We start from the raw sequence: 21,237 nt of genomic DNA, 5'->3' as shown, positions 1-21,237 counted from the left end.
AGGTGTCGCACGACGCGGCGGAGATCCTCCGCCGCACCCAGGAATTCACGGCCGGTCCCCCGCCGGCCGAGATTGTTTCGCGAGGTCGGGACCACGATGGACGGACGCACGGCCCAGCATAAGGCTGCGCGTGCCCCGGAGGCGCAAACGGTGCGTCACGCCGGTCCGTCCGTCCGTCCGGCCTGTTTCAACCCCAGGCGCCCAGGGCGCCGAACGGCGGTTGACGGCAATTTCCCCTCGAACCCATCCGCCTCGGCGACGAGGCCGGCATCCCGCCCGACAGCATTGACGTCGGGCGAGGCGCCGCCGGGACCACGGGCACGGAGAACGACGTCGGCCGCCATGCCGAGAGTCCGACATGGCCAACAAAATGCTGATCGACGCGATGCACCCGGAGGAGACCCGGGTCGTCACGGTCCACGGGTCTAGGGTCGAGGAGTTCGACTTCGAAGCCGCCAACCGGCGCCAGCTGCGCGGCAACATCTACCTCGCCAAGGTCACCCGGGTGGAGCCGTCGCTCCAGGCGGCGTTCGTCGAGTACGGCGGGAACCGCCACGGCTTCCTGGCCTTCAACGAGATCCATCCCGACTACTACCAGATCCCGCTGGCCGACCGGCAGGCACTCCTCGAGGAGGAGGCCCGCGACGCCGAGGAGCACCGCGAGCGCGAGGAGCGCCGTCGCCGGTCGTCGTCGCGCCGGTCCCGCGGCCGCCGTGCCGAGGCCCGCGCCCGCGGCGCCGACGAGACCGTGAGCGCCGAGGACACGCACGCGGCGTCCGAGAGCGAGGATCAGGCCGAGATCCGGAACGAGTCGGGGATCGACCCGGCCGTCCAGCCCGACACGCTGTCCGAGAACCCCGAGGCCGTGCAGGAGGCCCTCGCCTCCGAGGCCGCCGCCGGCGACCTCCCGGAGGGTGAGCCGGCGCAGGCCGCCGAGCCCCAGACCGCGCCGGTCGAGGCGCAGGCGGCCCCCGCCGCGTCGGAGCCGGTCGCCGCCGACTCCGCCCCGTCCGAGGACGCCCCCTCCGAGCCGGAGGCCCGCATCGCCGTGGCGGAGGCGCTGACCGTGTCCGACGCGCCGGACGAGACCGCCGCGCACGCGATCGTGACGGAGGAGAGCGAGGCTGGGGCGAGCGAGGCCGAGGAGACCGCGCCGACCGCCGCCGACCCGTCGGCCGAAGCGTCGGACGAGGCCTCCGAGGACGACGACGAGGAATCCGACGACGACGAGGATGAGGACGAGTCGGAGGACGACGAGGACGAGTCCGACGAGGATGACGACTCGGACGAGGAGTCCGATGAGGAGTCCGACGATCCCGACGCCGAGCCCAAGATCGCCCAGGTCGGCGGCAACGGCGACGCGCTGGCCGAGATCCCCGAGCGTCCGCGCCACTACCGCCGCCAGTACAAGATCCAGGAGGTGATCAAGCGCCGCCAGATCATCCTGGTGCAGGTGGTCAAGGAGGAGCGCGGCACGAAGGGCGCGGCGCTCACGACCTATCTGTCGCTCGCCGGCCGCTACTCGGTGCTGATGCCCAACACCGGCCGGGGCGGCGGCATCTCCCGCAAGATCACCTCGGCGGCCGACCGCAAGCGCCTGAAGGAGGTCGTGCAGGACCTGGAGGTGCCCGAGGGGATGGGCGTCATCCTGCGCACCGCCGGCGCCTCGCGGTCCAAGCCCGAGATCGCCCGCGACTTCGAGTACCTGATGCGCCTGTGGGAGTCGGTCCGCGAGCTGACCCTGACGTCGATGGCGCCGGCCCTCGTCTACGAGGAGGGCTCGCTGATCAAGCGCGCCATCCGCGACCTCTACAACAAGGATCTGGACGAGGTTCTGGTCGCCGGCGAGGACGCCTACCGCGAGGCCAAGGACTTCATGCGGATGCTGATGCCCGGCCAGTCCAAGGTCGTGAAGCCCTACCGCGACTCGACGCCGATCTTCGCCCGCTTCGGCGTCGAGCAGCAGCTCGACGCGATGTTCTCCACGCACGTCTCGCTGAAGTCCGGCGGCTACCTCGTGATCAACCCGACCGAGGCCCTGGTCTCGATCGACGTGAACTCCGGCCGCGCCACCCGCGAGCACGACATCGAGGACACCGCCCTCAAGACGAACCTGGAGGCCGCCGAGGAGGTCGCCCGCCAGCTCCGGCTCCGCGACCTCGCGGGCCTGATCGTCATCGACTTCATCGACATGGAGGAGAAGCGGAACAACCGCGCCGTCGAGAAGAAGCTCAACGAGTGCCTGAAGAACGACCGCGCCCGCATCCAGGTCGGCCGGATCTCGCCCTTCGGCCTCCTGGAGATGAGCCGCCAGCGGATCCGCACCGGCGTGCTCGAATCCTCCTCGATCCCCTGCGCCCATTGCGGCGGCTCGGGCTTCGTGCGCGCCACCGCGTCGGTGGCGCTGCACATCCTGCGCTCGATCGAGGAGGTGCTGCTCAAGTCGGCCTCCCACAACCTCGTCCTGCGCACCCGCACCGAGATCGCGCTCTACATCCTCAACCAGAAGCGCGGACACCTGCGCGAGCTCGAGGTGCGCTTCGGCGTGACGATCACGATCGCGGCCGACGAGCGGCTGGCGGCGACCACACCGTTCCAGCTCGACCGCGGTGAGCCGGCCCAGCGGGCGGAGGGCCCGGTCACGGGCGTGCGCGCCCAGGCGATCTCGCCCGCGATGGAGTTCGACGACGAGGACGAGGAGGCCGACGAGGCCGAGATTGAGACCGAGACCGACGCCGAGGGCGAGGCCGACGAGGGCCGCGCCGAGGCCCGCGAGGACGGGTCGCGCGAGGAGGGCGAGGGCCGCCGCCGCCGCCGTCGCCGCCGCCGGCGCGGCGGTCGCCAGGAGGGCCGCGGCGAGGACGGGCGCGCCGAGGACGATCGCGGCGACGACGATCAGGACGACCAGCAGGACGACCAGCAGGACGACGGCCGCGACGACGCCCGTTCGGACGCGGAACGGAGCGATGGGGACTGGGACGGCGCGCAGCCGGCCGGGACCGAGGCTCCCGCTGCGGCCGTCGCCGCGGAGGCCGGCGAGGCCGACGAGGCCGTCGCAGGTTCGGACGAGGCGGCGCGGTCCGAGGACGAGGGCGGCCGTCGCCGCCGCCGCGGGCGCCGGGGCGGCCGCGGTCGCAGCGAGGGCCGCACCCGCGAGGCGTCCGAGACGGACGACGCGCCGGAAGCCGCGGGCGATGTCGTCGCCCTGTCGGCGGAGGAGCCGGTGAGCGCCCAGGCTGTGGCCGAGGCGATCGAGGCGGCGCCGGCCGCGGCCGCCGAGGACCGGACCGAGACCGCGGTGGACCTGCCGGTGGCCCCGGTCGAGTCCGCGGCGCCGGCGGCCGATCGGGCGACCGTCGGCGCGCAGGCCGAGGCCGGCTCGCCCGAGGCCGCTCCCGCCGAGCCGGCGCCCGAGCCCGTGGCGATCGTGCTGACGCCGCCGTCCGATCCGGACCGGCCGAAGCGCGCCGGCTGGTGGTCGCGCACCAAGGCGGCCCTGACCGGCGAATGAAGCATTGCGCCCCCTGATAGAGCGCTATCAGGGGGCGCAACTTCTCGAAGTAGACGTGTTGCGCTGCACCGATGCCCCGCAACGCTTGTCGAGAGACTGGTCTATCCTTCACCATTGGTTGAAGGTTCTGTGTGACCATGCGCCCCGATTAGAGTGTCGGAGAGGCCCGCATGTTCAGTTTGCGCCGGCAGCGTCAGATCCCTGACGCGCTAGCAACCCCGGTGACGACGACCGCCCCGGTCGAGACGGCGGCGGTCTTGCCAGTCGAGACGGCCCCGACGCCCGTCGCGGAGCCGGCCGTCGATCGGGAATGGCTGACTCTCCTGGCGCGCCTGTCCGCCTCCGCGTCCGACGCCGGCACCTCGATCGGCTGGATGACCCACGACGCCTCCGGCACCGCCGAGCAGGCCCGGCTCATCGCGGCCGCCAGCGAGGAGCTCGCCGCGACCACGGGTGAGATCGCCGCCCGCTCCTCGTCGGCGGCCGAGATGGCCGAGACGGCCCGGGCCGGCATCGCCACCTGCGTGGGCGACCTGCATCGCGCCACCGACGGCATGCGCGGGATCGAGGAAGGCACCGAGGAGATCGGCAGCCGGCTCGACAGCTTCTCCACCGCGGCGCTGCGGATCGAGGAGATGGCCGGCACGATCGCGGCGATCTCGGCCCAGACCAACCTGCTGGCGCTCAACGCCACGATCGAGGCGGCGCGGGCCGGCGAGGCCGGCCGCGGCTTCGCGGTGGTCGCCGCCGAAGTGAAGACGCTCTCGGCGCAGACCGCGAAGGCGACGGACGAGATCCGGGCGCGGGTCAGCGGCCTGCGCGAGGAGATGGCGGCGATGCAGGCCGCCGTGACGCGCAGCCGCAACGCCGTCGAGGCCGGCGCGTCCGCGATGGTTCGGGCCAATGCCCGCGTCGAGGCCGAGAGCGGCGCCGTCGCGAACGTCGCGGCGCAGATGCGTGAGGCCTCCGAGATCCTCGGCCAGCAGATGCAGGCCACCGGCGACATCGCCCAGAACGTCGGCCGCATCGCGGAAGGGACTGACAAGGCCCGCCGCGAGATCGGCGACGCCCTCGCGCAGCTCGGACGGATCGAGGATCTCGGCCGCACCCTGCTCGACCGGCAGACCGGCACCGCCGCGGATCAGCGGGTGATCCGCCTGTCGGCGGACTGCGCCGCGTGGCGGCGCGCCATCGCGGCGACCCTGGTCGGCATGCGCTCGACCGACACGCCGCCGGAGGGCATCCCCGCCGACGCGACGCGGCCGGCCGCCATCGAGAAGCCCCTGGCGCAGGCCCGCGAGCAGGCGGCCGCCCTGGTCCGCCACGTGCGCAGCCAGACCTGGGACTCGGCGACCACGGCGTTCGTCGCCTTCGAGGCGGCGGTGAAGGAAGCCCGGGCGGCGATCGAGGCCTGAAGGTCATCCGATCCCGGGTCCGCCGTGACCCGGGATCGTCTCGGATGAAGGTCGGAGACCGTCAGGCCGGCGGCGGATCGGAGCGCGGCGCTGCCGGCGCCGCGTCGGCCTTTCGGCGATCGCGCTCCTTGCGCAGTTCCCGCTCGGCCAGCAGCCAGAACTCGATCTCGAAGCCCTCGGGCCTGTGGTTGCGCTCCCAGAGCTCGTAGGCCCGCTCGCGGATCTGCTCGAACGTGATCGTGTCGGACGACCGCGCCGAAGGGTGCGGTGCCGCCGCGTCGGTCCCGGACGCGGTTCCCGGCGCGGGCTCGGACCCGGACTCGGACCCGAGTGCGGATCCGTGCGCCAGTGTCCCCGCCATCGGATGATCCGGAGGCGGACGGAAATCGGGGGGCACTTCCATGGCGCCGGTCTCAGGCGGCCGGCTTGTCGAGATAGGCGGCGACGCTGGTGATCCGGCTGCCGACCATGGTCACCGCCTTGCGCAGCCTCTCCTCGCTGACGCCGAAACGCTGCGCCCACTCCTCGCGGGTGGCGCGGTCGTAGATGTCGATATGCGTCTTGCCTCTGGATTCGGTCGACATGCAGTGCCCGCTCCGGTTCGCCGTGAGACGCGGCCGTGCCGCGCTTCCTGGAGGGACAACCGGACTCGGAGACTTCGGTTGCCGCCAGTCGCGCGGGACGCGCAGCTAGACCGCGCGAGACGTCAGGGTGCGGTCGGAGCGGGGCTGGGGACCGGCGCCGGATCCTCCTCGGCCGCGTCCGGGCGGACCCGCCCCGCCACGAAGGCGGTCAGCAGCGGCACGAGCAGCGCCGTGACCACCACGCTCGCCGCCACCAGCACGGTGGCGGGGCCGGCGGCCTCCTTGTAGGCCGGATTGGCGGCGGCGATGATCGCCGGCACGGCGGCGGCGTTGCCGGCCGTCGAGGCGGCGGCGACGCCCGCCACGCCGTTGCCGCCGGTGAGGCGGTCGGCGACGAACAGGGCGGCCCCGGTGATCGCCACCACCGCCGCGCCGAGGCCGATGCCGAGGAGGCCCGCCTGCCAGATCTTGGCGAGGTCGAGCCCGAAGCCGAGGGCGAAGGCGAAGAACGGGATCATCACCGGCGCCGCCCCCGACAGGAAGGCGCGCATGTCGCGGTCGAGGTTGCCGAGGATCATCCCGATCAGCAGCGGCAGGATGCTGCCCACCAGGGTCGGCCACGGGAAGGCCGACAGGCCCGCCAGACCGAGCGTCACCATGGTGAGGAACGGCCCGGATTCGAGGCTCATGATCGCGTAGGCGCCCGCATCCTTCGGGCGGCCGAACTGGCCCATCAGGGCGAGGTAGAGCCCGCCGTTGGTGTCGTTCATGGCGGCGACGATCGCCAGCGTCGACAGCCCCGCGAAGGCGCCCCCGACCACCGGCGCCTCGCCGAGGATCTGGCCGAACACCACGCCCATGATCGCCGCGATGCCGACCTTGGCGGCCAGCAGGACGCCGCCCTTGCGGGCGATCGCCGGGGCGGCGCGGAAGTCGATGCCCGCGCCCATGCAGACGAAGAAGACCGCCAGGATCGGCAGGGCGCCGTTGAACAGCGCGCCGGTGAACGAGCCGAAGAAGGTCGCGGTGTCCGGGAAGAGCGTGTGGAGGATCGCGCCGAGGAACAGCGGCACCACCATCAGGCCGCCGGGCACGCGCTCCAGGGAACGCTTGATGGGAATCTGCATGGGTCGCCCTTCCGGTGCCGGCCCGTTCCGGATCCTGGCACCCGCCTTCCCCCCGGGCGGGCTGCTACAACCTTTCGATGAGTCCGCGCAACGCGCGGCCGGACCGGTGCATATGGTGACAACTGCGCGGGCCCATCCCTGCCTGGGCGCGGCCCGGCACGATCTGCGGCGGCCCGGATATTGTCAGCGACGTCCCCGTCCCTGTCCGGCTCCCTGGACCCGGCGGCCTCCCCCGGGCGGCGGTCGATCCGAGGCGCGGGGCTACCCGCTTGACCGCCGCGCCGGCCGGTCGGTATGCCGCGCGACAACCTGACAACGAGCACGCGAGCCGCGCTCGGCCGGGGGCGCGGCCGGCGAGGCTCCCGCCATGATCCGCCCGACATGACCCGCCTGCGCCTCATCGCCGACGATCTCACCGGCACCCTCGACACGGCCGCGGGCTTCACCGGCCTGTGCGGGGCGATCCCGGTGGCGTGGCCGGAGCTCCTGGCGGGGGATGGATCCGGCTGCCTCGCGATCGATTCCGGTACCCGGGAAATCTCGGCCGCGGAGGCCGACCGGATCGTCGGCGCCCTCGCGCCCCGGCTGGACGGGGCCGACATCGCCTTCAAGAAGGTCGACAGCCTGCTGCGCGGCCCCTGGGCGGCCGAACTCGCGGCCGTGCTTCGCACAGGGACCTGGGGGCGCTGCGTGGTGGCGCCGGCCTTCCCGTATCAGGGACGCCGCACGGAGGGCGGGCGGCAGCTCGCCCGGCGCGGCGCGGGCTTCGAGCCGGTCTCGGGCGACATCGCCGAGGCCCTGCGGGCGGTCGGGCTGCCGGCGCGCCGGGCCGACGTGTCCGACGGGCCGGTGGCGGGCGTCGCCGTCTACGACGCGGCGAGCGACGCCGACCTCGCCCGGGTCGCGGATCTCGGCGGCGACGGACCGGTGCTCTGGTGCGGCAGCGGCGGCCTCGCGGCGGCCCTGGCGCGCGGCGTGGCGGCGCCGGGCGACGACCGGCTCGCCGGCCCGGTCCTCGGGCTGTTCGGCTCGGACCGGCCCGAGACCGCGGCGCAGCTCGCGGCCTGCGGCCGCCACCACCTCGTCCTGTCGGCGCGCCACCCGGACCATGCCGGCGCGGCGGCCGCGCGCCTCGACCGGGACGGCGTCGTCCTGGCGAGCCTCGCGCTGCCCGAGGGCACCGCCCGGGAGGACGCCGCGGCGCGGATCGCCCAGACCTTCGCGGGGGTGATCGACCGCATCCCGCGGCCCGGCACGCTGCTGGTGGCCGGCGGCGAGACCCTGAAGGCGCTGTGCCTCGCGCTCTCCGTCGCGCGCCTCGACGTCACCGGGCAGATCACCCCGGGCCTGCCCCGCTCGACCCTGCGGGGCGGACGCTGGGACGGGCTCGCGGTCGTGTCCAAATCCGGCGCCTTCGGAACAGAGGGCGTCTGGCGCGATCTACTTCACGGCAACGGCTTTCCGCGCAGCAGGAGCGACGCGTGACCTCACATCTCGCCATCACCATGGGCGATCCGGCCGGCATCGGCCCGGAGATCATCGTCAAGGCCGCCGCCCGGCTGAAGCACCGGATCGACGCGGGCGACCTCAAGCTCGTCGTCATCGGCAGCGCCCCCTCCCTGCGCCGCGCGGAGCGGGCGCTCGGCCTCCTGCCCGATCCCGTTCCCGAAGTCGCCGAGGACGGCGACTGGCCGGCGCTGTGCTGCCTCCAGGCCGACGCGGAAGGCGCGCCGATCGAGCCGGGCCGGCTCTCGGCCGACGGCGGCCGTTTCGCCTACAAGGCGATCGAGGCCGGCGTTCGCCTCGCCCTGGCCGGCCGGATCGGCGGCATCGTCACCGCGCCCCTCAACAAGGAGGCGCTCAACAGGGCCGGCTACCACTATGCCGGCCACACCGAGATGCTGGCGGAGCTGACCGGCGTGCGCGGCTCGGTGATGATGCTGGCCCACGGCAACATGCGGGTCTCCCACGTCACGACCCACGTCGCCCTGGAGGACGTGCCCAAGCGCCTGACCCCGGAGCGCCTGCGCCTCGTCATCGACCTCACCGACAGGGCGCTGAAGGGGCTGGGTCTCGCCCGGCCGAAGATCGCGGTCGCCGCGCTCAACCCCCACGCCGGCGAGGGCGGCCTGTTCGGGCGCCAGGACATCGACGTCAGCGCGCCGGTGATCGAGACCGCCAACGCCGACGGGCTCGACGTGCACGGCCCGGTGCCGGGCGACACGGTGTTCGTGAAGCTGCGCGCGGGCCAGTACGACGCGGTGGTGGCGATGTACCACGACCAGGGGCACATCCCGGTCAAGCTCCTGGGCTTCGAGATCGACCCGGCCACGGGCAAGTGGATGGACCTGTCGGGGGTGAACATCACCCTGGGGCTGCCGATCATCCGCACCTCGGTCGATCACGGCACCGCCTTCGACATCGCCGGCACCGGCGTCGCCAACGAGCGCAGCCTCATCGAGGCGATCGAGTTCGCCGAGAAGCTGGCGGCGAACCGGCAGGCCGGTTGAGCGCGGGGCGGGCGCACGGGATCTCCGAAACGCGGTCTCCGATCCGCCAGCCCGACCGCCTTACGTGTTTCACGTGAAACAAAGCAGGAACGAAATCTACCGCGCGTCGGCCTCCTGCCCCACGGCCTCGCAGGCGAAGGGCGACGGCGGCGCCTCGACGCCGCGCCAGCGGCCGTAGGCCCAGGGGCGGTACCACGCCGCCCGCGCCGGCACGCGCTCGGGGACGAGGTCGATGCCGTGGGTGCCGAACGGCCCGCAGCGGCAGATCCGGGCGAAGCCCATCCAGCCGCCGGGCCAGAGGCCGTGCCGGGCGATGGCCGTGTCGGTGTACTCGGAGCAGCTCGGCCAGTGGCGGCACTGGCGCCCGATCAGGCCCGACAGCGTGAGCTGGTAGCCGCGGATCGCCCAGTGGGCGGCGCGCCGGACCATCCCGTCAGGCGGCCTGCCGCTTGGCGGCGATCTGGTCGAGGGCGTCCACCACCGCGTCGAAGGTCAGGAGCGTCGAGGCGTGGCGCGCCTTGAAGTCCCGCACCGGCTCGAGCACCGCGAGGTCCGACCACGCGCCGCCGGGCGCCGGGCCGTTCTCCTTGAGCATCGACCGCATGGCCGCGCGGACGCCGCGCAGCTCGTCCGCGCTGGCGCCGACCACGTGCCGGCCCATCAGCGACGAGGAGGCCTGTCCCAGGGCGCAGGCCCGGACCTCCTGGGCGAAATCCGCGACCCGGCCGTCCTCGCCCAGGACGAGGTCGACCGTCACGGTCGAGCCGCACAGGCGCGAATGGGCCGTGGCACTCGCGTCCGGGTTCTCGAGCCGGCCGAGCCGGGGGATGTCGGCGGCGAGTTCCAGGATACGGCGGTTGTAGATGTCGTCGAGCATCGGGTCCTCGGCCGGAGGCACACTTCCCATCGGGACTCTGCCGCGTGCATCGCGCATTGCGCGTTACCCCGCGAACGATGATATAGGCGCCATACGGCCGCTTCGCGAGGAGGCGGGCCGTCGACCAGGGTCGCGCCAACGGCCACGGTGGTTCCCACGGCCTTTCGTCCATCCCGGGGCGCCGGCTTGAAACCTTTTCGAGCCCGGGATCTTCCCTCGAACGCCCGACGCGATCCGACGATGTACGCCAAGCCCGACAGCACCCCGATGAAATCCCGCATCGCGCGGGCCGGAGATGCCATGGATGCCGCGCTCAAATCCTTGTCCTACCAGGGTGACGGCCAGGGTTTCGACCGGAACGGGGGCGACGGGCAAGGGCTGAACGGCATGCGCAATGACAATCGGCCGGTGGATGAGGGCCGTCCCGTCGAGGTGGCGCCCGAGCCGGCCTCCGCGACCCGCGTCCCGGACGGGATCGAGACCGGCCGCCCGAGCCGCGCCGAGGCCGAGGCCGCCGTGCGCACCCTCCTGCGCTGGGCCGGCGACGACCCGACCCGCGAGGGCCTGCTCGACACCCCGGCCCGGGTCACCAAGGCCTACGAGCAGCTGTTCGGCGGCTACGCGGTCGACGCCGAGAAGCTGCTGGAGCGCGTGTTCGAGGAGGTCGAGGGCTACTCGGACATCGTGCTGGTGCGCGACATCCCGTTCCACTCCCACTGCGAGCACCACATGGTGCCGTTCATGGGCCTTGCCCACATCGCCTATTACCCGACCCGGGGCGTGGTCGGCCTGTCGAAGCTCGCCCGCGTGGTCGACACCTTCGCCCGCCGCCTGCAGACGCAGGAGACCATGACCGCCCAGATCGCCGACGTGATCGAGAGCATCCTCAAGCCCCGCGGCGTCGCCGTGATGGTCGAGGCCGAGCATCTCTGCATGGCGATGCGCGGCGTCCAGAAGGCCGGCGTCTCGACCATCACCAGCCAGTTCCGCGGCGTCTTCAAGGACAACGCCAACGAGCAGGTCCGCTTCCTGACCCTGGTGCGCGGCGGCGCCAAGTAGCCCCGGGCGACGCCTCGACCATGACCGCGCGCGACACCGCCTTCGCTCCCCCCGGCACCCGGGCCGAGATCGAGGAGGGCACGGCCCTCACGCCCCGGTTCGACCGCGACGGCCTCGTCGCCTGCATCGCGGTGGACGCGCGGGACGGGCAGGTGCTGATGCTCGCCCACATGAACGCCGAGTCGCTGGCCCGCACCCTCGAGACCGGCGAGGCGTGGTACTGGTCGCGCTCGCGCCGGGAGCTCTGGCACAAGGGCGCGACCAGCGGCCAGATCCAGCGCGTCGTCGAGATGCGGGTCGACTGCGACCAGGACGCCCTGCTGATCCGCGTCGAGGTCGGCGGCGACGGCGGCTGCTGCCACACCGGCCGGCGCGACTGCTTCTACCGCAGCGTCGTCCGGGAGGCGGACGGCCGGGTCGTCCTGAAAGCCGCCGGGCGATGAACCGCCCTCTTGCCACGCGGTGGCAAGACGAGCCCGCCGACCCGCATTTCCCGCCCGGAACCGTCGAGCCGGTCCGGCCGCCGCCGAGCCCCGGCCCGCAGGTCGGGCTCGCCCTCGGGGGCGGCTCGGCACGGGGCTGGGCGCATATCGGGGTGATCCGCGCCCTGGAGGAAGGCGGCATCACGCCGACCGTGGTGGCCGGCTGCTCCATCGGCGCGGTGGTCGGCGCCTGCTACGCGGCCGGGCGCCTCGACCGGCTCGAGGCCTTCGCCCGGGCGCTGACCCGGCGTCGGGTGGTGGGGCTCATCGACCCCCGCCTGCCGGGCTCAGGCCTGATCGCCGGCAACCGCCTGCGCCAGCGCCTCGCCGCGGATCTCGGCGAGCGCCGCATCGAGACGCTGCCGATCCGCTTCGGCTGCGTCGCCACCGAGTACGGGACCGGCCACGAGGTCAGCCTGACCGAGGGCCCGGCGGTGGACGCGGTGCGCGCCTCCTACGCGATCCCCGGCCTGTTCCCGCCGGTGGCCCATGACGGCCGCGTGCTGATGGACGGGACCCTGGTCAACCCGGTGCCGGTGGCGCTCGCCCGGGCGCTCGGGGCCGACCTCGTCATCTGCGTGAACCTCAACGGCGACACCGGCGGACCGGTGGTGCGCGAGGCGCCGCACCCGGCCCCGCCGCGCCGGGGCTTCCTGCAGGTCGTGCGCGGGCGCCTGCCGGGCTTCGACCGACCCGAGCCCGAGATCGCCGTGCCGGGCATCGCGCGGGTGGTGCTCGACGCGTTCAACACCACCCAGGACCGGATCTCGCGGGCCCGGCTGGAGCGCGACCCGCCGGACGTGGCCATCGGCCCGGATCTCGGGGCCTTCGGGCTGTTCGACTTCCACCGGGCCGCGGAGGGCATCGCCCTCGGGCACCGCGCCGCCCGCGCCGCCCTGCCCCGGATCCGGGCCGTGCTGGAGGGCGCGGCCGCGCGGGCCTGAGGGATCCGGGCGCGCTCCGTCGGGAGGGGGCCGTCATCCGGCTGTCGTGGCCGCCTGCGATGGGCGCCCGTGCATGCTGGAGGACCTCCAATGTATACGAGTCGCCGTCAGATCCTGCTGTCCGGAGGCGCCGGCCTCGTCGGGCTGGCCACGGGCCTCGGACGGCCCGGCCTGAGCCGCGCCGCCGACCGGCCGCTCCTGACCCACGGCCTCCAGTCGGGCGACGTCGGCACCGACTCGGCGGTGGTCTGGGCCCGGTCCGACCGGCTGGCCCGGGCGATCGTCGAGTGGGCGACCACCGAGAGCTTCGCCGACATCCGCGGCGGCGTCTTCGCCGACGCCCTGCCGGAGACCGACGGCACCGTGAAGGTGGCGCTGACCGGGCTGCCGGCCGGCCAGGACGTGTTCTACCGGGTCCGCCTGGAGGACGTCGCCGCGCCGACCATCGTCGGGCCGGCCCAGGTCGGGCGGTTCCGGACCGCGCCGGCGGACCGGCGCTCGGTGTCGTTCTGCTGGTCGGGCGACACGGCGGGCCAGGGCTGGGGCATCGACGAGGCCCGCGGCGGCATGACGATCTATTCCGCCATCCTGAAGAACCGGCCGGACTTCTTCATCCATTCCGGCGACACGATCTACGCCGACGGGCCGATCCAGTCCGAGGTGAAGCTCCCCGACGGCAGCCTGTGGCGCAATCGGGTGACCGAGGAGGTGGCCAAGCCGGCCGAGACGCTCGCGGAGTTCCGGGGCCGGCACAAGTACAACCTCACCGACCGGAACGTCCTGGCGATGAACGCCGCCGTGCCGATCCTGGCCCAGTGGGACGACCACGAGGTCACCAACAACTGGTGGCCGGGGGAGCCGCTGACCCGGGCCGAGCACCTGAAGAAGAAGTACGCCGACCCGAACGTGCTGGCGCTGCAGCTACGGGCGGCGAAGGCCTTCCACGAGTACATGCCGATGCGCTTCGAGCCGTCGGAGCCCGGCCGGGTCTACCGCAAGATCGGCTACGGCCCGCTGGTCGACGTGTTCATGCTCGACATGCGCTCCTACCGGGGCCCGAACGGCGAGAACCGGCAGACGGCGTACGGGCCCGAATCCTACTTCCTTGGGCCGCAGCAGATCGCGTGGCTGAAGCGGGCGCTGCTCGAGTCCCGCGCGACCTGGAAGGTGATCGCCGCCGACATGCCGCTCGGCCTCGTGGTGACCTACGACACCGACCGCAACTTCGGCTCGGAGGCGGTGGCGCAGGGCGACGGACCGCCGCTGGGGCGCGAGCTGGAGATCGCCGACCTGCTGCGCTTCATCAAGAGCGCGGGGATCCGCAACACGGTCTGGCTCACGGCCGACGTGCATTACACGGCCGCCCACTACTACGACCCCGACAAGGCGCAGTTCCAGGATTTCGAGCCGTTCTGGGAGTTCGTCTCCGGGCCGCTGCACGCCGGCACCTTCGGGCCGAACGCGCTGGACAACACCTTCGGGCCGCAGCTGCGCTACGTGAAGGCGCCCGACAAGGGCCAGGTGAACCTGTCGCCGGCCGCCGGCTACCAGTTCTTCGGCCACGTGGCGGTGGACGGCGCCACCGAGCAGATGACGGTGACCCTCAAGGACGCGGCCGACACCGACCTCTGGCACGTCACGCTCGATCCCGTGAAGGCGTGAGGCGGACCGCGGGCGGCACGGGCTCGCGATGTCGGCCTGCTCGCCCGTCGACGAAGGGGCGCGGGTCCCCTCTCCCGCACGGGAGAGGGAGCGCGTCGCGCCGCGGCGGCCTGCCCTGAACCGGCGAGGCCCGGGGGCGGAGGGCGAGAGAAACGCGCGGTGCCGGCGTCCCTACGCCATCGTGATGTAGTCGCGCAGGGCCTGGTGCTCGGCCTCGACGGTGGCGATCTTGCGCGCCACCACGTCGCCGATCGAGACCAGGCCGATCAGCCGCCCGTCCTCGCAGACCGGCACGTGGCGGAACCGCCCGTCGGTCATGAGGGTCATGACCTCCTCGATCGTGGTGGTCCGGCCGCAGGTGGTGACCGCGGTGGTCATGTGGGCCGAGACCGGCGCGTCGAAGGCCGAGCCCCCGTGCCGGGCGAGCGCCCGCATGATGTCCCGCTCGGAGATGATGCCCGCCACCGTCCCGTCGGCCTGGGCGACCACGAGGGCGCCGATCCGCTTGTCGGCGAGGATCTGGATCACCTCATCGAGGGTCTTGTCGGGGCCCACGGTGACGACGGAGCTGCCCTTCTCGGCGAGGATGCGTGCGACGGTCATGGCTCTCTCCCTGTGTGACGCGGCCGGTGCGCCGTCAGCCCGCGGCGCCCTGATGGCGTTCTCGGCCGGGTTGGCCCGGCTCGTTCACATTGTGGCGAGTGTGTGATCGATCCGGCCGGATGGCAAGGTGCCGGGCGTCGATGGCAGGGACTCAGTGCCGGCGCGGCTCCCGGGGATCCACCAGGGGGAACAGGAAGAAGCCCGCGATGAAGCCGCCGAGATGGGCGTCCCAGGCGATGGCGGCGTTCTCGCCGACGAGCGGCACGCTGACGAGGCCGAAGAGCAGGTTGGTCAGCAGCCAGATCACCAGGAACGACACCGCGGTCCGGTTGCGCAGCAGTTCCGGGATCGTCTCGGCGGGACGGGGCGGCGGCACCTGCCAGGCCGGCGCGCCGTAGCCCGAGACCGGCGGCTGGAACACGAACCGGGCGGCGGCGGCCATCAGGGCCGAGATCCCCGCCGAGGCGCCGACCAGCGGCCCCGCGCTCAGCGGGTCGATCAGGATGTGGAGAAGTCCGCCGGCCGCCGTGCCGGCCAGCGCGAGCACGCACCAGCGCAGGGCGCCGCAGCGGCGCGCCACCGGCGCGCCGAAGGCCGCGAGCCAGACGCTGTTGAAGATCACGTGCATCCACGAGCCGTGCAGCAGCCCGTAGGTGACGAGCGTCCAGGGCTGGAGCGCGTGCTCGCCCACGATGTAGCGGGCGAAGGCCTCGCGGGCCGCCTCCAGGCCGGGATCGCCCGGATCGGCGGCGGCGCGGATCACCTCGGAGGCCCGGCCGGGATCGAACCAGAGGGTCCAGCGCGCCGGGACCAGCGCGAGGTCGAGGACGAGGCGGATGTCCCAGGTGTCCGGCAGCAGGAACTCGCGCACCGCCTGGATCGCCAGGAGCAGCCCGATCGACGCGGTGACGATGCCCGGCATGTTGAACACGGGCACGCGGCTCTGCCGCGGGAAATCGGGGGAGGCGTCCATCGGCGCACCATGTCGGGGCGCGGCGCGATCGGGCAAGCCCCGGCGACGTATTGAAGCTCGCAAATACCGGTCGGATCGCGGTCCGTATCGCGCACCGCCCCGTCTTCAGTCCGGATCCGTCCCGGACGGCCGCGGCGCGCCCGGCGGGGTGCGACGATTGTGTCGCCGGCCACGACGCGCTACCCCCCGCCCCGCGCGGCGCCGGCGGGACCGGCGGCGCGCGGGTGCGGGAGCCGGCACGGCCCGTGCGCCCGGACGCGGTGAACGCCCGGATCGGCCGGTCACACCCCCGCGGATGTGCCAGAATGATCCGGGGATGAACCACAGGCGTTGAGAATCGGGACACCGATGAAGCATCCCACCAGCCGCATGCTCCACGCCTACTGGGAGCGCCTGCGCGGAGAACGGGCCGCGCCGGAACGCGCCGAGATCGAGCCGGGCGAGATCCGGCACCTCCTCGCCGACAGCCTGATCCTGGAACTCGACATGCCGAGCCGCTCCGCGAGCATCCGGCTCGCGGGGACCCGGGTCTGCGCCCTGTACGGCCGCGAGCTGAAGGGCGAGCCCTTCGCCAAGCTGTGGGGCTCCCGGGCGACGGATCCCTGGCGGATCGTCGAGATCGTGGCCAGCGACACGCTGGGCGTCGTCGCGGGCCTGCGCGGCACCAACGCGGCCGGCGAGGCGGCGGATCTCGAACTCCTGCTCCTGCCCCTGCGCCACCGCGGCCGGACGCAGGTCCGCGCCCTCGGCACCCTGAGCCTCGACGGCGCGCCGCACTGGCTCGGCCTGCGCCCGCTGGTGGAGGCGGAGACCACCTCCCTGCGCATCCTGCCCAGCCGCCGGACCGAGCCGGTCCCGCCCGCCCGCACCGCCGTGCGCACGAGCGCGGGCTACCCCGGGCCGGTGCGCCACGGCCACCTCCTCGTCCACGCCGGCGGGCGCGCCTGAGAACCGTATTCGTCCAAGGTTACGCCCGGTCCGGGACGGCCAGTTCGATCGAATCGGCGCGTGCACCCGAGGAAAGCTTCGGCGCACAAGTCGATCGCGCACGACGCGGCAGGGCTCGACAATGGATGTTTCTACAAGGCCGATCGATCCCGGAGCAGGAAAAAAGGGTTTCGTAACTGTCCGTGCCTAGTCTGCACCGGCCATTCTCCGGCGCAGGACCAATCTCGGAATGATCGCGGTCGAGGCCACCGCTGGAACTGATCTGCGCGGCCTCGCCGCCGAGCCGGCGCGCGGTGCCGCCGACCAGCGCCGCCACCAGCGCGTGCGGGTCGCCGTGCTCGGCCGCTACATGCTGGCCGATCGCCGGGAATATCCCTGCCAGACCGTGGACATGTCGCCGGGCGGCGTTCGGCTGACCTGCGCGGTCAAGGGCGCGGTCGGCGAGCGCGTGGTGCTCTACCTGGAGCATGTCGGCCGCATCGAGGGCGTCGTCGCGCGCACCTGCCCGGACGGGTTCGCGGTCCAGCTCAACGCCACGTCGCGCAAGCGGGACAAGCTCGCCTCCCAGCTCACCTGGCTGGCGAACCGGGAGATGCTGGGACTGCCGGAGGGGCGCTCGCACGAGCGCCTCGTGCCGACCAACACGGCGGTGGTCCTGCGCGTCGAGGGCGGTCGCGAGATCCGGGCGCGCCTCATCGACATCTCGATGTCGGGCGTGGCGATCTCCTGCCCGGTGCCGCTGCCCCTCGGCGCCGCCGTCACGGTGGGCAGCACGCCGGGCCGGCTGGTGCGCTACTTCGAGGGCGGCTTCGGCGTGCAGTTCCTGCTGCCGCTCTCCCCCGACCGCTTCCACGCCGGGATGACGCTCTGACGGGCGTGCGGCCGGACCGGCCGGCGGTCAGATCTTCTTGGCGAGCTGCGCGGCGACCTCGTCGGCCGGCCGGGTCAGGTCGAGGGCGCCGAGGAAGCGGTTCTGCGCGTCCATGATGTACACCAGGGCGGTGTGCTCCATCGTGTAGTCGCCGTCCTTGGCGGGCACCTTGCGGGCATAGGCCCGGTACGCCTTCTCGGTGGCGGTGACCTGCTCGGGCGTGCCGGTGAGGCCGGTGATGCGCGGGTCGAAGCTCGACAGGTAGGTCTTGAGGCTCGCCGGATCGTCCCGCTCGGGATCCACCGTGACGAAGGCGACCCGCATCGTCTTGCCCTTCGACCCCAGGGCAGCGAGCACGTCGGAGATCTGCTGCAGGGTGGTCGGGCAGACGTCCGGGCAGTGGGTGAAGCCGAAGAACACGAGGTGCGTCGCGCCGGCGAAGTCGCGCTCGGTGACGGTGCGCCCGTCCTGGTTCACCAGCGTGAACGGGCCGCCGACGCTCGGCACGCCCACCGGTGCCTTGTCGGGCAGGAACGCGAACACCGCCGCCCCGGTCAGGCCGATGAGGCCGAGGCAGAAGGCGAGGAGCGGGACGAGGGCGCGGCGCATGGGACGGGTTCCGACCTCCGGGGAGGCCGGCACAGCACACAACGGCGCGCGGAGGCAAGCCGGCGCGGTGCCGCCGGCCGACCGATCGGCGCCGCGCCGGCGCGACCGCTACGGCTTCGAGGCCGGCTCCCCCGCGGGGCTCGCCGGGGCGGCGCCCTTCGGCGGCTCCTTGCCGAGATAGACGTATTCCGGCGCCGCCCGGAGCTGGTCCTTGGTCGTGTCGATCCGCGCCTGGAGGGTCTTGCCGTCGGTGCGGTCGAGCTTGAGCACGGACGGGTCGACCGCGACGTATTTCGAGCCGATCCCCAGGAAGCCGCCGACCCCGATGATCCAGGCCTTCACGGCCCCCTTCTGGTCGAGGACGAAGTCGGCGATCTGCCCGATCGTCTCGTTGGCGCCGTTGACGACGCTGGAGCCGATCAGCTTGCTGGCGACCATGTCGTCGGGGGCCTGGGCCACGAAGGTCGGGCGCAGGCTGTCGGCCATGGTGGCGGGCTGGCCGGGGACCGGGGTCGCGGCGGCGCCGCCGTCCGGCTTGGCGCCGTCCGATCTGGCGCCGTCGGTCTGCGCCGAAGCGGTGGCGAGGCCGGCCAGCAGGAGGGCCGAGGCGAGGAGCGGGGTGCGCATCGGAGCAGGTCTTTCAGACGGGGGCCGCACAGGGGGGTCGCGCCGCCTCAAGGTTCTGGCGAGGCTTAAGTTCCGCGCGGTCTCGGCCCCGGCGGGGGCCGGCCCGGCGGTTTGCCGGCTGCGCGTCGGCGCCGGGGGCCTTTGACGGCGGGGCCTTCCGCCCCGCACAAGGCCGGCGCCATGCTCCGCCTCGCCCTCTACCAGCCCGATATCCCGCAGAACACCGGCACGATGCTGCGCATGGCCGCCTGCCTCGGGCTGGCGGTGGAGATCGTGGAGCCCGCGGGCTTCGACGTCTCGGACCGCCACCTGCGCCGCTCGGGCCTGGACTACCTCGACCACGTGGCGATCACCCGGCACCGCGCCTTCGCGGCCTTCGCCGCGTGGCGGGCCGAGGCCGGGATCCGGCTCGTCCTCGCCACCACGGCGGGCGCCGTGCCCTACACGGACTTCGCCTTCCGCCCGGACGATTGCCTGATGGTCGGGCGCGAATCCGCCGGCGTGCCGGAGGCGGTGCACGCGGCCGCCGACGCCCGGATCGTGGTGCCGATCCGGGCGGGCCTGCGCTCGCTCAACGTCGCGATCGCGGCCGCGATGATCGCCGGCGAGGCCCTGCGGCAGGTGTCCGGGACGGCCCGACCAGATCTCTAGGATCGTGACGCCTCTCGGGTCGGCCGCCGTCTTCGGGAGCGGAGCGAAGCGATCCAGGCGGCGCCACGCTCGGCCGATGTCCAGCTGCACTGGGTTGCTTCGCCGCGCCCGCGAGGACGGGATCGGCAACGGATCGCGTCCGGCTCGCTTGGTACAACGGGACTCATCCTCACCCCGGGAGACGCGCCGCCGCATGGACGACACCGCCTTCACGCCCTCCCGGCGCCACGCCGATCTGGGCCCCGCCTTCTTCGATCCGGTGACGCCGGCCCGGTTCCCGCGGACGATCCTGCGCTACCGCAACCAGACTTGGGCGAAGCGGGTCGGACTGGGCGGCCTGTCCGAGGCGGCGTGGATCGCCCATTTCGGCCGGTTCGAGCCCCTGCCGGGCAGCTTCGAGACGCCGCTGGCCCTGCGCTACCACGGCCATCAGTTCCGCGCCTACAATCCGGACCTCGGCGACGGGCGCGGCTTCCTCTTCGCGCAGCTGCACGACCGCCTGGACGGGCGCCTCCTCGACCTCGGCACCAAGGGGAGCGGCACGACGCCCTGGTCGCGCGGCGCCGACGGGCGGCTCACCCTCAAGGGCGGCGTGCGCGAGGTGTTGGCCACCGCCCTCCTGGAGGCGCAGGGCGTCTACACCTCGAAGAGCTTCAGCCTGATCGAGACCGGCGAGGACCTCGTGCGCGGCGACGAGCCCTCGCCGGCACGCGCCTCGGTGCTGGTGCGCCTGTCCCACGGCCACATCCGCATCGGCAGCTTCCAGCGCTTCCTGGCGCTCGGCGAGCCGGACAACATCGCCCGGCTCCTCGACCACACGGTCGCGACCCACCGGCCGGAGCTCTGGCGCGACGGCGTCGAGGATCGCGCCGTCGCCTTCCTGGAGGACGTGGTCGCCCGGGCCGCCCGGATGGGCGCGCAGTGGGCGGCGGCCGGCTTCGTCCACGGGGTCCTCAACAGCGACAACATCAACGTCACCGGTGAGAGCTTCGATTACGGGCCCTGGCGCTTCCTACCGCATTACGATCCGGACTTCACGGCCGCCTACTTCGACGAGACCGGGCTCTACAGCTTCGGCCGCCAGCCGGAGGCGCTGTTCTGGAACCTCGCCCGGCTCGCCGACTGCCTGCTGGTGCTGGCCCCCCAGGCGCGCCTGGAAGCGGCGCTCTCCGGGTTCGGGCCGGCCCTGCAGGAGGCGTTCGCCGAGGCCCTGTTCCGCCGGCTCGGCCTCGCCCCGGCGCCGCGGCCGGAGACCGACCGGCTGGTCTCGGCGGTCTGGCGGTTCCTCGCGGAGACGCGGGCGCCCTTCGAGCGGTTCTTCTTCGACTGGTACGGCGGCCTCGCGAGCGCGACCCGCGCGCAGGCCGGGCCGTCCGCCGGCCACTACGCTCGCGAGGCCTTCGCGCCGGTGCGGGCCGCGCTGGAGCCGCTCGCGCCCGCCCCGGGCGCGCGGCTCGACCATCCCTATTTCGCGGAGGCGCCCTGCACGCTCCTGATCGACGAGGTGGAGGCGTTGTGGGCGCCGATCGCCGCGGCGGATGACTGGTCCCTGTTCGAGGCCAAGCTCGCGGGAGTGGCCCGGATGGCCGAGGCCTGCGGGACGGCGCCCGCCTCGGCCTGAGCGGCCTCCTCCTCGGCGAGCCGTCGGCGCTCCTCGGCGTAGCCCCCCGCGATGGCGAGATCGACCAGGCGCCGGGTCAGCCGGAAGGCCAGCCAGAACAGGGCGAGGCAGAGAAGCGTCGCGGCGGCGGCCTTGAGCGGGTCCACGGGGTTCCTCCGGTGAT

The 21,237-nt window shown here is 73.3% G+C and carries 21 protein-coding genes; 12 read left to right on the top strand and 9 right to left on the bottom strand.

Annotation, left to right across the window (positions count from 1 at the left end):
* Positions 1–358: 358 nt before the first annotated feature.
* Positions 359–3,511, top strand: coding sequence for an Rne/Rng family ribonuclease (locus BM419_RS25560; RefSeq protein ID WP_091928077.1), 3,153 nt, complete (start codon positions 359–361; stop codon positions 3,509–3,511).
* 170 nt (positions 3,512–3,681) lie between these two features.
* A complete protein-coding gene (locus tag BM419_RS25555) occupies positions 3,682–4,926 on the top strand; it encodes a methyl-accepting chemotaxis protein (protein WP_091928076.1) in 1,245 nt (414 codons plus the stop codon).
* A 61-nt stretch (positions 4,927–4,987) separates the two neighbouring features.
* On the opposite strand, the gene BM419_RS33395 is transcribed toward BM419_RS25555, so the two are convergent.
* The 3 genes from BM419_RS33395 to BM419_RS25540 all read right to left on the bottom strand — a co-directional run bounded on the left by BM419_RS33395 (position 4,988) and on the right by BM419_RS25540 (position 6,637).
* Complete coding sequence (locus BM419_RS33395) at positions 4,988–5,287, bottom strand: DUF2934 domain-containing protein (protein ID WP_091928075.1); 300 nt, start codon at positions 5,285–5,287, stop codon at positions 4,988–4,990.
* 52 nt (positions 5,288–5,339) lie between these two features.
* A complete protein-coding gene (locus BM419_RS25545) occupies positions 5,340–5,510 on the bottom strand; it encodes a DUF3606 domain-containing protein (RefSeq protein ID WP_020091155.1) in 171 nt (56 codons plus the stop codon).
* Positions 5,511–5,632: 122 nt separating this feature from the next.
* Positions 5,633–6,637, bottom strand: a complete 1,005-nt coding sequence (locus BM419_RS25540; RefSeq protein WP_091928074.1) for a 2-keto-3-deoxygluconate permease — start codon at positions 6,635–6,637, stop codon at positions 5,633–5,635.
* 381 nt (positions 6,638–7,018) lie between these two features.
* Between BM419_RS25540 and BM419_RS25535 the strand changes: the two genes are divergently transcribed.
* A complete protein-coding gene (locus tag BM419_RS25535; RefSeq protein WP_091928073.1) occupies positions 7,019–8,122 on the top strand; it encodes a four-carbon acid sugar kinase family protein in 1,104 nt (367 codons plus the stop codon).
* A complete protein-coding gene (pdxA, locus tag BM419_RS25530; RefSeq protein ID WP_170855060.1) occupies positions 8,119–9,147 on the top strand; it encodes a 4-hydroxythreonine-4-phosphate dehydrogenase PdxA in 1,029 nt (342 codons plus the stop codon). Before BM419_RS25535 ends, pdxA begins: the two co-directional genes overlap by 4 nt.
* A gap of 96 nt (positions 9,148–9,243) precedes the next feature.
* Here the strand turns inward: pdxA and yidD are convergent, their stop codons facing one another.
* A complete protein-coding gene (gene yidD, locus BM419_RS25525; protein ID WP_091928072.1) occupies positions 9,244–9,576 on the bottom strand; it encodes a membrane protein insertion efficiency factor YidD in 333 nt (110 codons plus the stop codon).
* Positions 9,577–9,580: 4 nt separating this feature from the next.
* Complete coding sequence (locus BM419_RS25520) at positions 9,581–10,024, bottom strand: iron-sulfur cluster assembly scaffold protein (protein ID WP_020091160.1); 444 nt, start codon at positions 10,022–10,024, stop codon at positions 9,581–9,583.
* A 240-nt stretch (positions 10,025–10,264) separates the two neighbouring features.
* Between BM419_RS25520 and folE the strand changes: the two genes are divergently transcribed.
* The 4 genes from folE (at position 10,265) to BM419_RS25500 (ending at position 14,171) form a co-directional block, all read left to right on the top strand.
* A complete protein-coding gene (gene folE, locus BM419_RS25515; protein WP_020091161.1) occupies positions 10,265–11,083 on the top strand; it encodes a GTP cyclohydrolase I FolE in 819 nt (272 codons plus the stop codon).
* Between the two features lie 20 nt (positions 11,084–11,103).
* Positions 11,104–11,526 (top strand): phosphoribosyl-AMP cyclohydrolase, encoded by a 423-nt coding sequence (gene hisI, locus BM419_RS25510; protein ID WP_020091162.1) that lies wholly within the window; start codon positions 11,104–11,106, stop codon positions 11,524–11,526.
* Positions 11,523–12,509, top strand: coding sequence for a patatin-like phospholipase family protein (locus BM419_RS25505; RefSeq protein WP_091928071.1), 987 nt, complete (start codon positions 11,523–11,525; stop codon positions 12,507–12,509). Before hisI ends, BM419_RS25505 begins: the two co-directional genes overlap by 4 nt.
* 90 nt (positions 12,510–12,599) lie before the next feature.
* Positions 12,600–14,171 carry an alkaline phosphatase D family protein gene (locus BM419_RS25500; protein ID WP_091928070.1) on the top strand — a complete coding sequence of 524 codons (1,572 nt, stop codon included), beginning with the start codon at positions 12,600–12,602 and terminating at the stop codon, positions 14,169–14,171.
* 171 nt (positions 14,172–14,342) lie between these two features.
* Here BM419_RS25500 and BM419_RS25495 read toward each other — a convergent pair whose 3' ends face one another.
* Positions 14,343–14,774, bottom strand: a complete 432-nt coding sequence (locus tag BM419_RS25495; RefSeq protein WP_020091165.1) for a CBS domain-containing protein — start codon at positions 14,772–14,774, stop codon at positions 14,343–14,345.
* Between the two features lie 151 nt (positions 14,775–14,925).
* The gene (locus BM419_RS25490) at positions 14,926–15,747 is read right to left on the bottom strand and encodes a rhomboid family intramembrane serine protease (RefSeq protein WP_056526486.1); all 822 of its coding nucleotides are present in this window, start codon (positions 15,745–15,747) and stop codon (positions 14,926–14,928) included.
* 348 nt (positions 15,748–16,095) lie between these two features.
* Here BM419_RS25490 and BM419_RS25485 point away from each other — a divergent pair, with 348 nt between their 5' ends.
* Together BM419_RS25485 and BM419_RS25480 are read left to right on the top strand one after the other, a co-directional pair.
* Positions 16,096–16,695, top strand: coding sequence for a PAS domain-containing protein (locus BM419_RS25485; RefSeq protein WP_020091168.1), 600 nt, complete (start codon positions 16,096–16,098; stop codon positions 16,693–16,695).
* Between the two features lie 229 nt (positions 16,696–16,924).
* Complete coding sequence (locus BM419_RS25480; RefSeq protein WP_091928069.1) at positions 16,925–17,566, top strand: PilZ domain-containing protein; 642 nt, start codon at positions 16,925–16,927, stop codon at positions 17,564–17,566.
* Positions 17,567–17,593: 27 nt separating this feature from the next.
* Here the strand turns inward: BM419_RS25480 and BM419_RS25475 are convergent, their stop codons facing one another.
* Both BM419_RS25475 and BM419_RS25470 read right to left on the bottom strand, forming a co-directional pair.
* Complete coding sequence (locus BM419_RS25475; RefSeq protein WP_020091170.1) at positions 17,594–18,175, bottom strand: SCO family protein; 582 nt, start codon at positions 18,173–18,175, stop codon at positions 17,594–17,596.
* A 108-nt stretch (positions 18,176–18,283) separates the two neighbouring features.
* Positions 18,284–18,802 carry a PRC-barrel domain-containing protein gene (locus tag BM419_RS25470; RefSeq protein ID WP_020091171.1) on the bottom strand — a complete coding sequence of 173 codons (519 nt, stop codon included), beginning with the start codon at positions 18,800–18,802 and terminating at the stop codon, positions 18,284–18,286.
* A gap of 180 nt (positions 18,803–18,982) precedes the next feature.
* Between BM419_RS25470 and BM419_RS25465 the strand changes: the two genes are divergently transcribed.
* Together BM419_RS25465 and BM419_RS25460 are read left to right on the top strand one after the other, a co-directional pair.
* Positions 18,983–19,453 carry a tRNA (cytidine(34)-2'-O)-methyltransferase gene (locus BM419_RS25465; RefSeq protein WP_091928068.1) on the top strand — a complete coding sequence of 157 codons (471 nt, stop codon included), beginning with the start codon at positions 18,983–18,985 and terminating at the stop codon, positions 19,451–19,453.
* 193 nt (positions 19,454–19,646) lie between these two features.
* Positions 19,647–21,074 (top strand): protein adenylyltransferase SelO, encoded by a 1,428-nt coding sequence (locus BM419_RS25460; protein ID WP_091928067.1) that lies wholly within the window; start codon positions 19,647–19,649, stop codon positions 21,072–21,074.
* Positions 21,075–21,237: the final 163 nt, after the last annotated feature.

This window comes from Methylobacterium sp. yr668 (genome assembly GCF_900116245.1).
In the GTDB taxonomy this organism is placed as follows: Bacteria; Pseudomonadota; Alphaproteobacteria; order Rhizobiales; family Beijerinckiaceae; genus Methylobacterium.
Note: the sequence above shows the minus strand (reverse complement) of the source record. Positions and strands in the feature narration are given on the sequence as shown.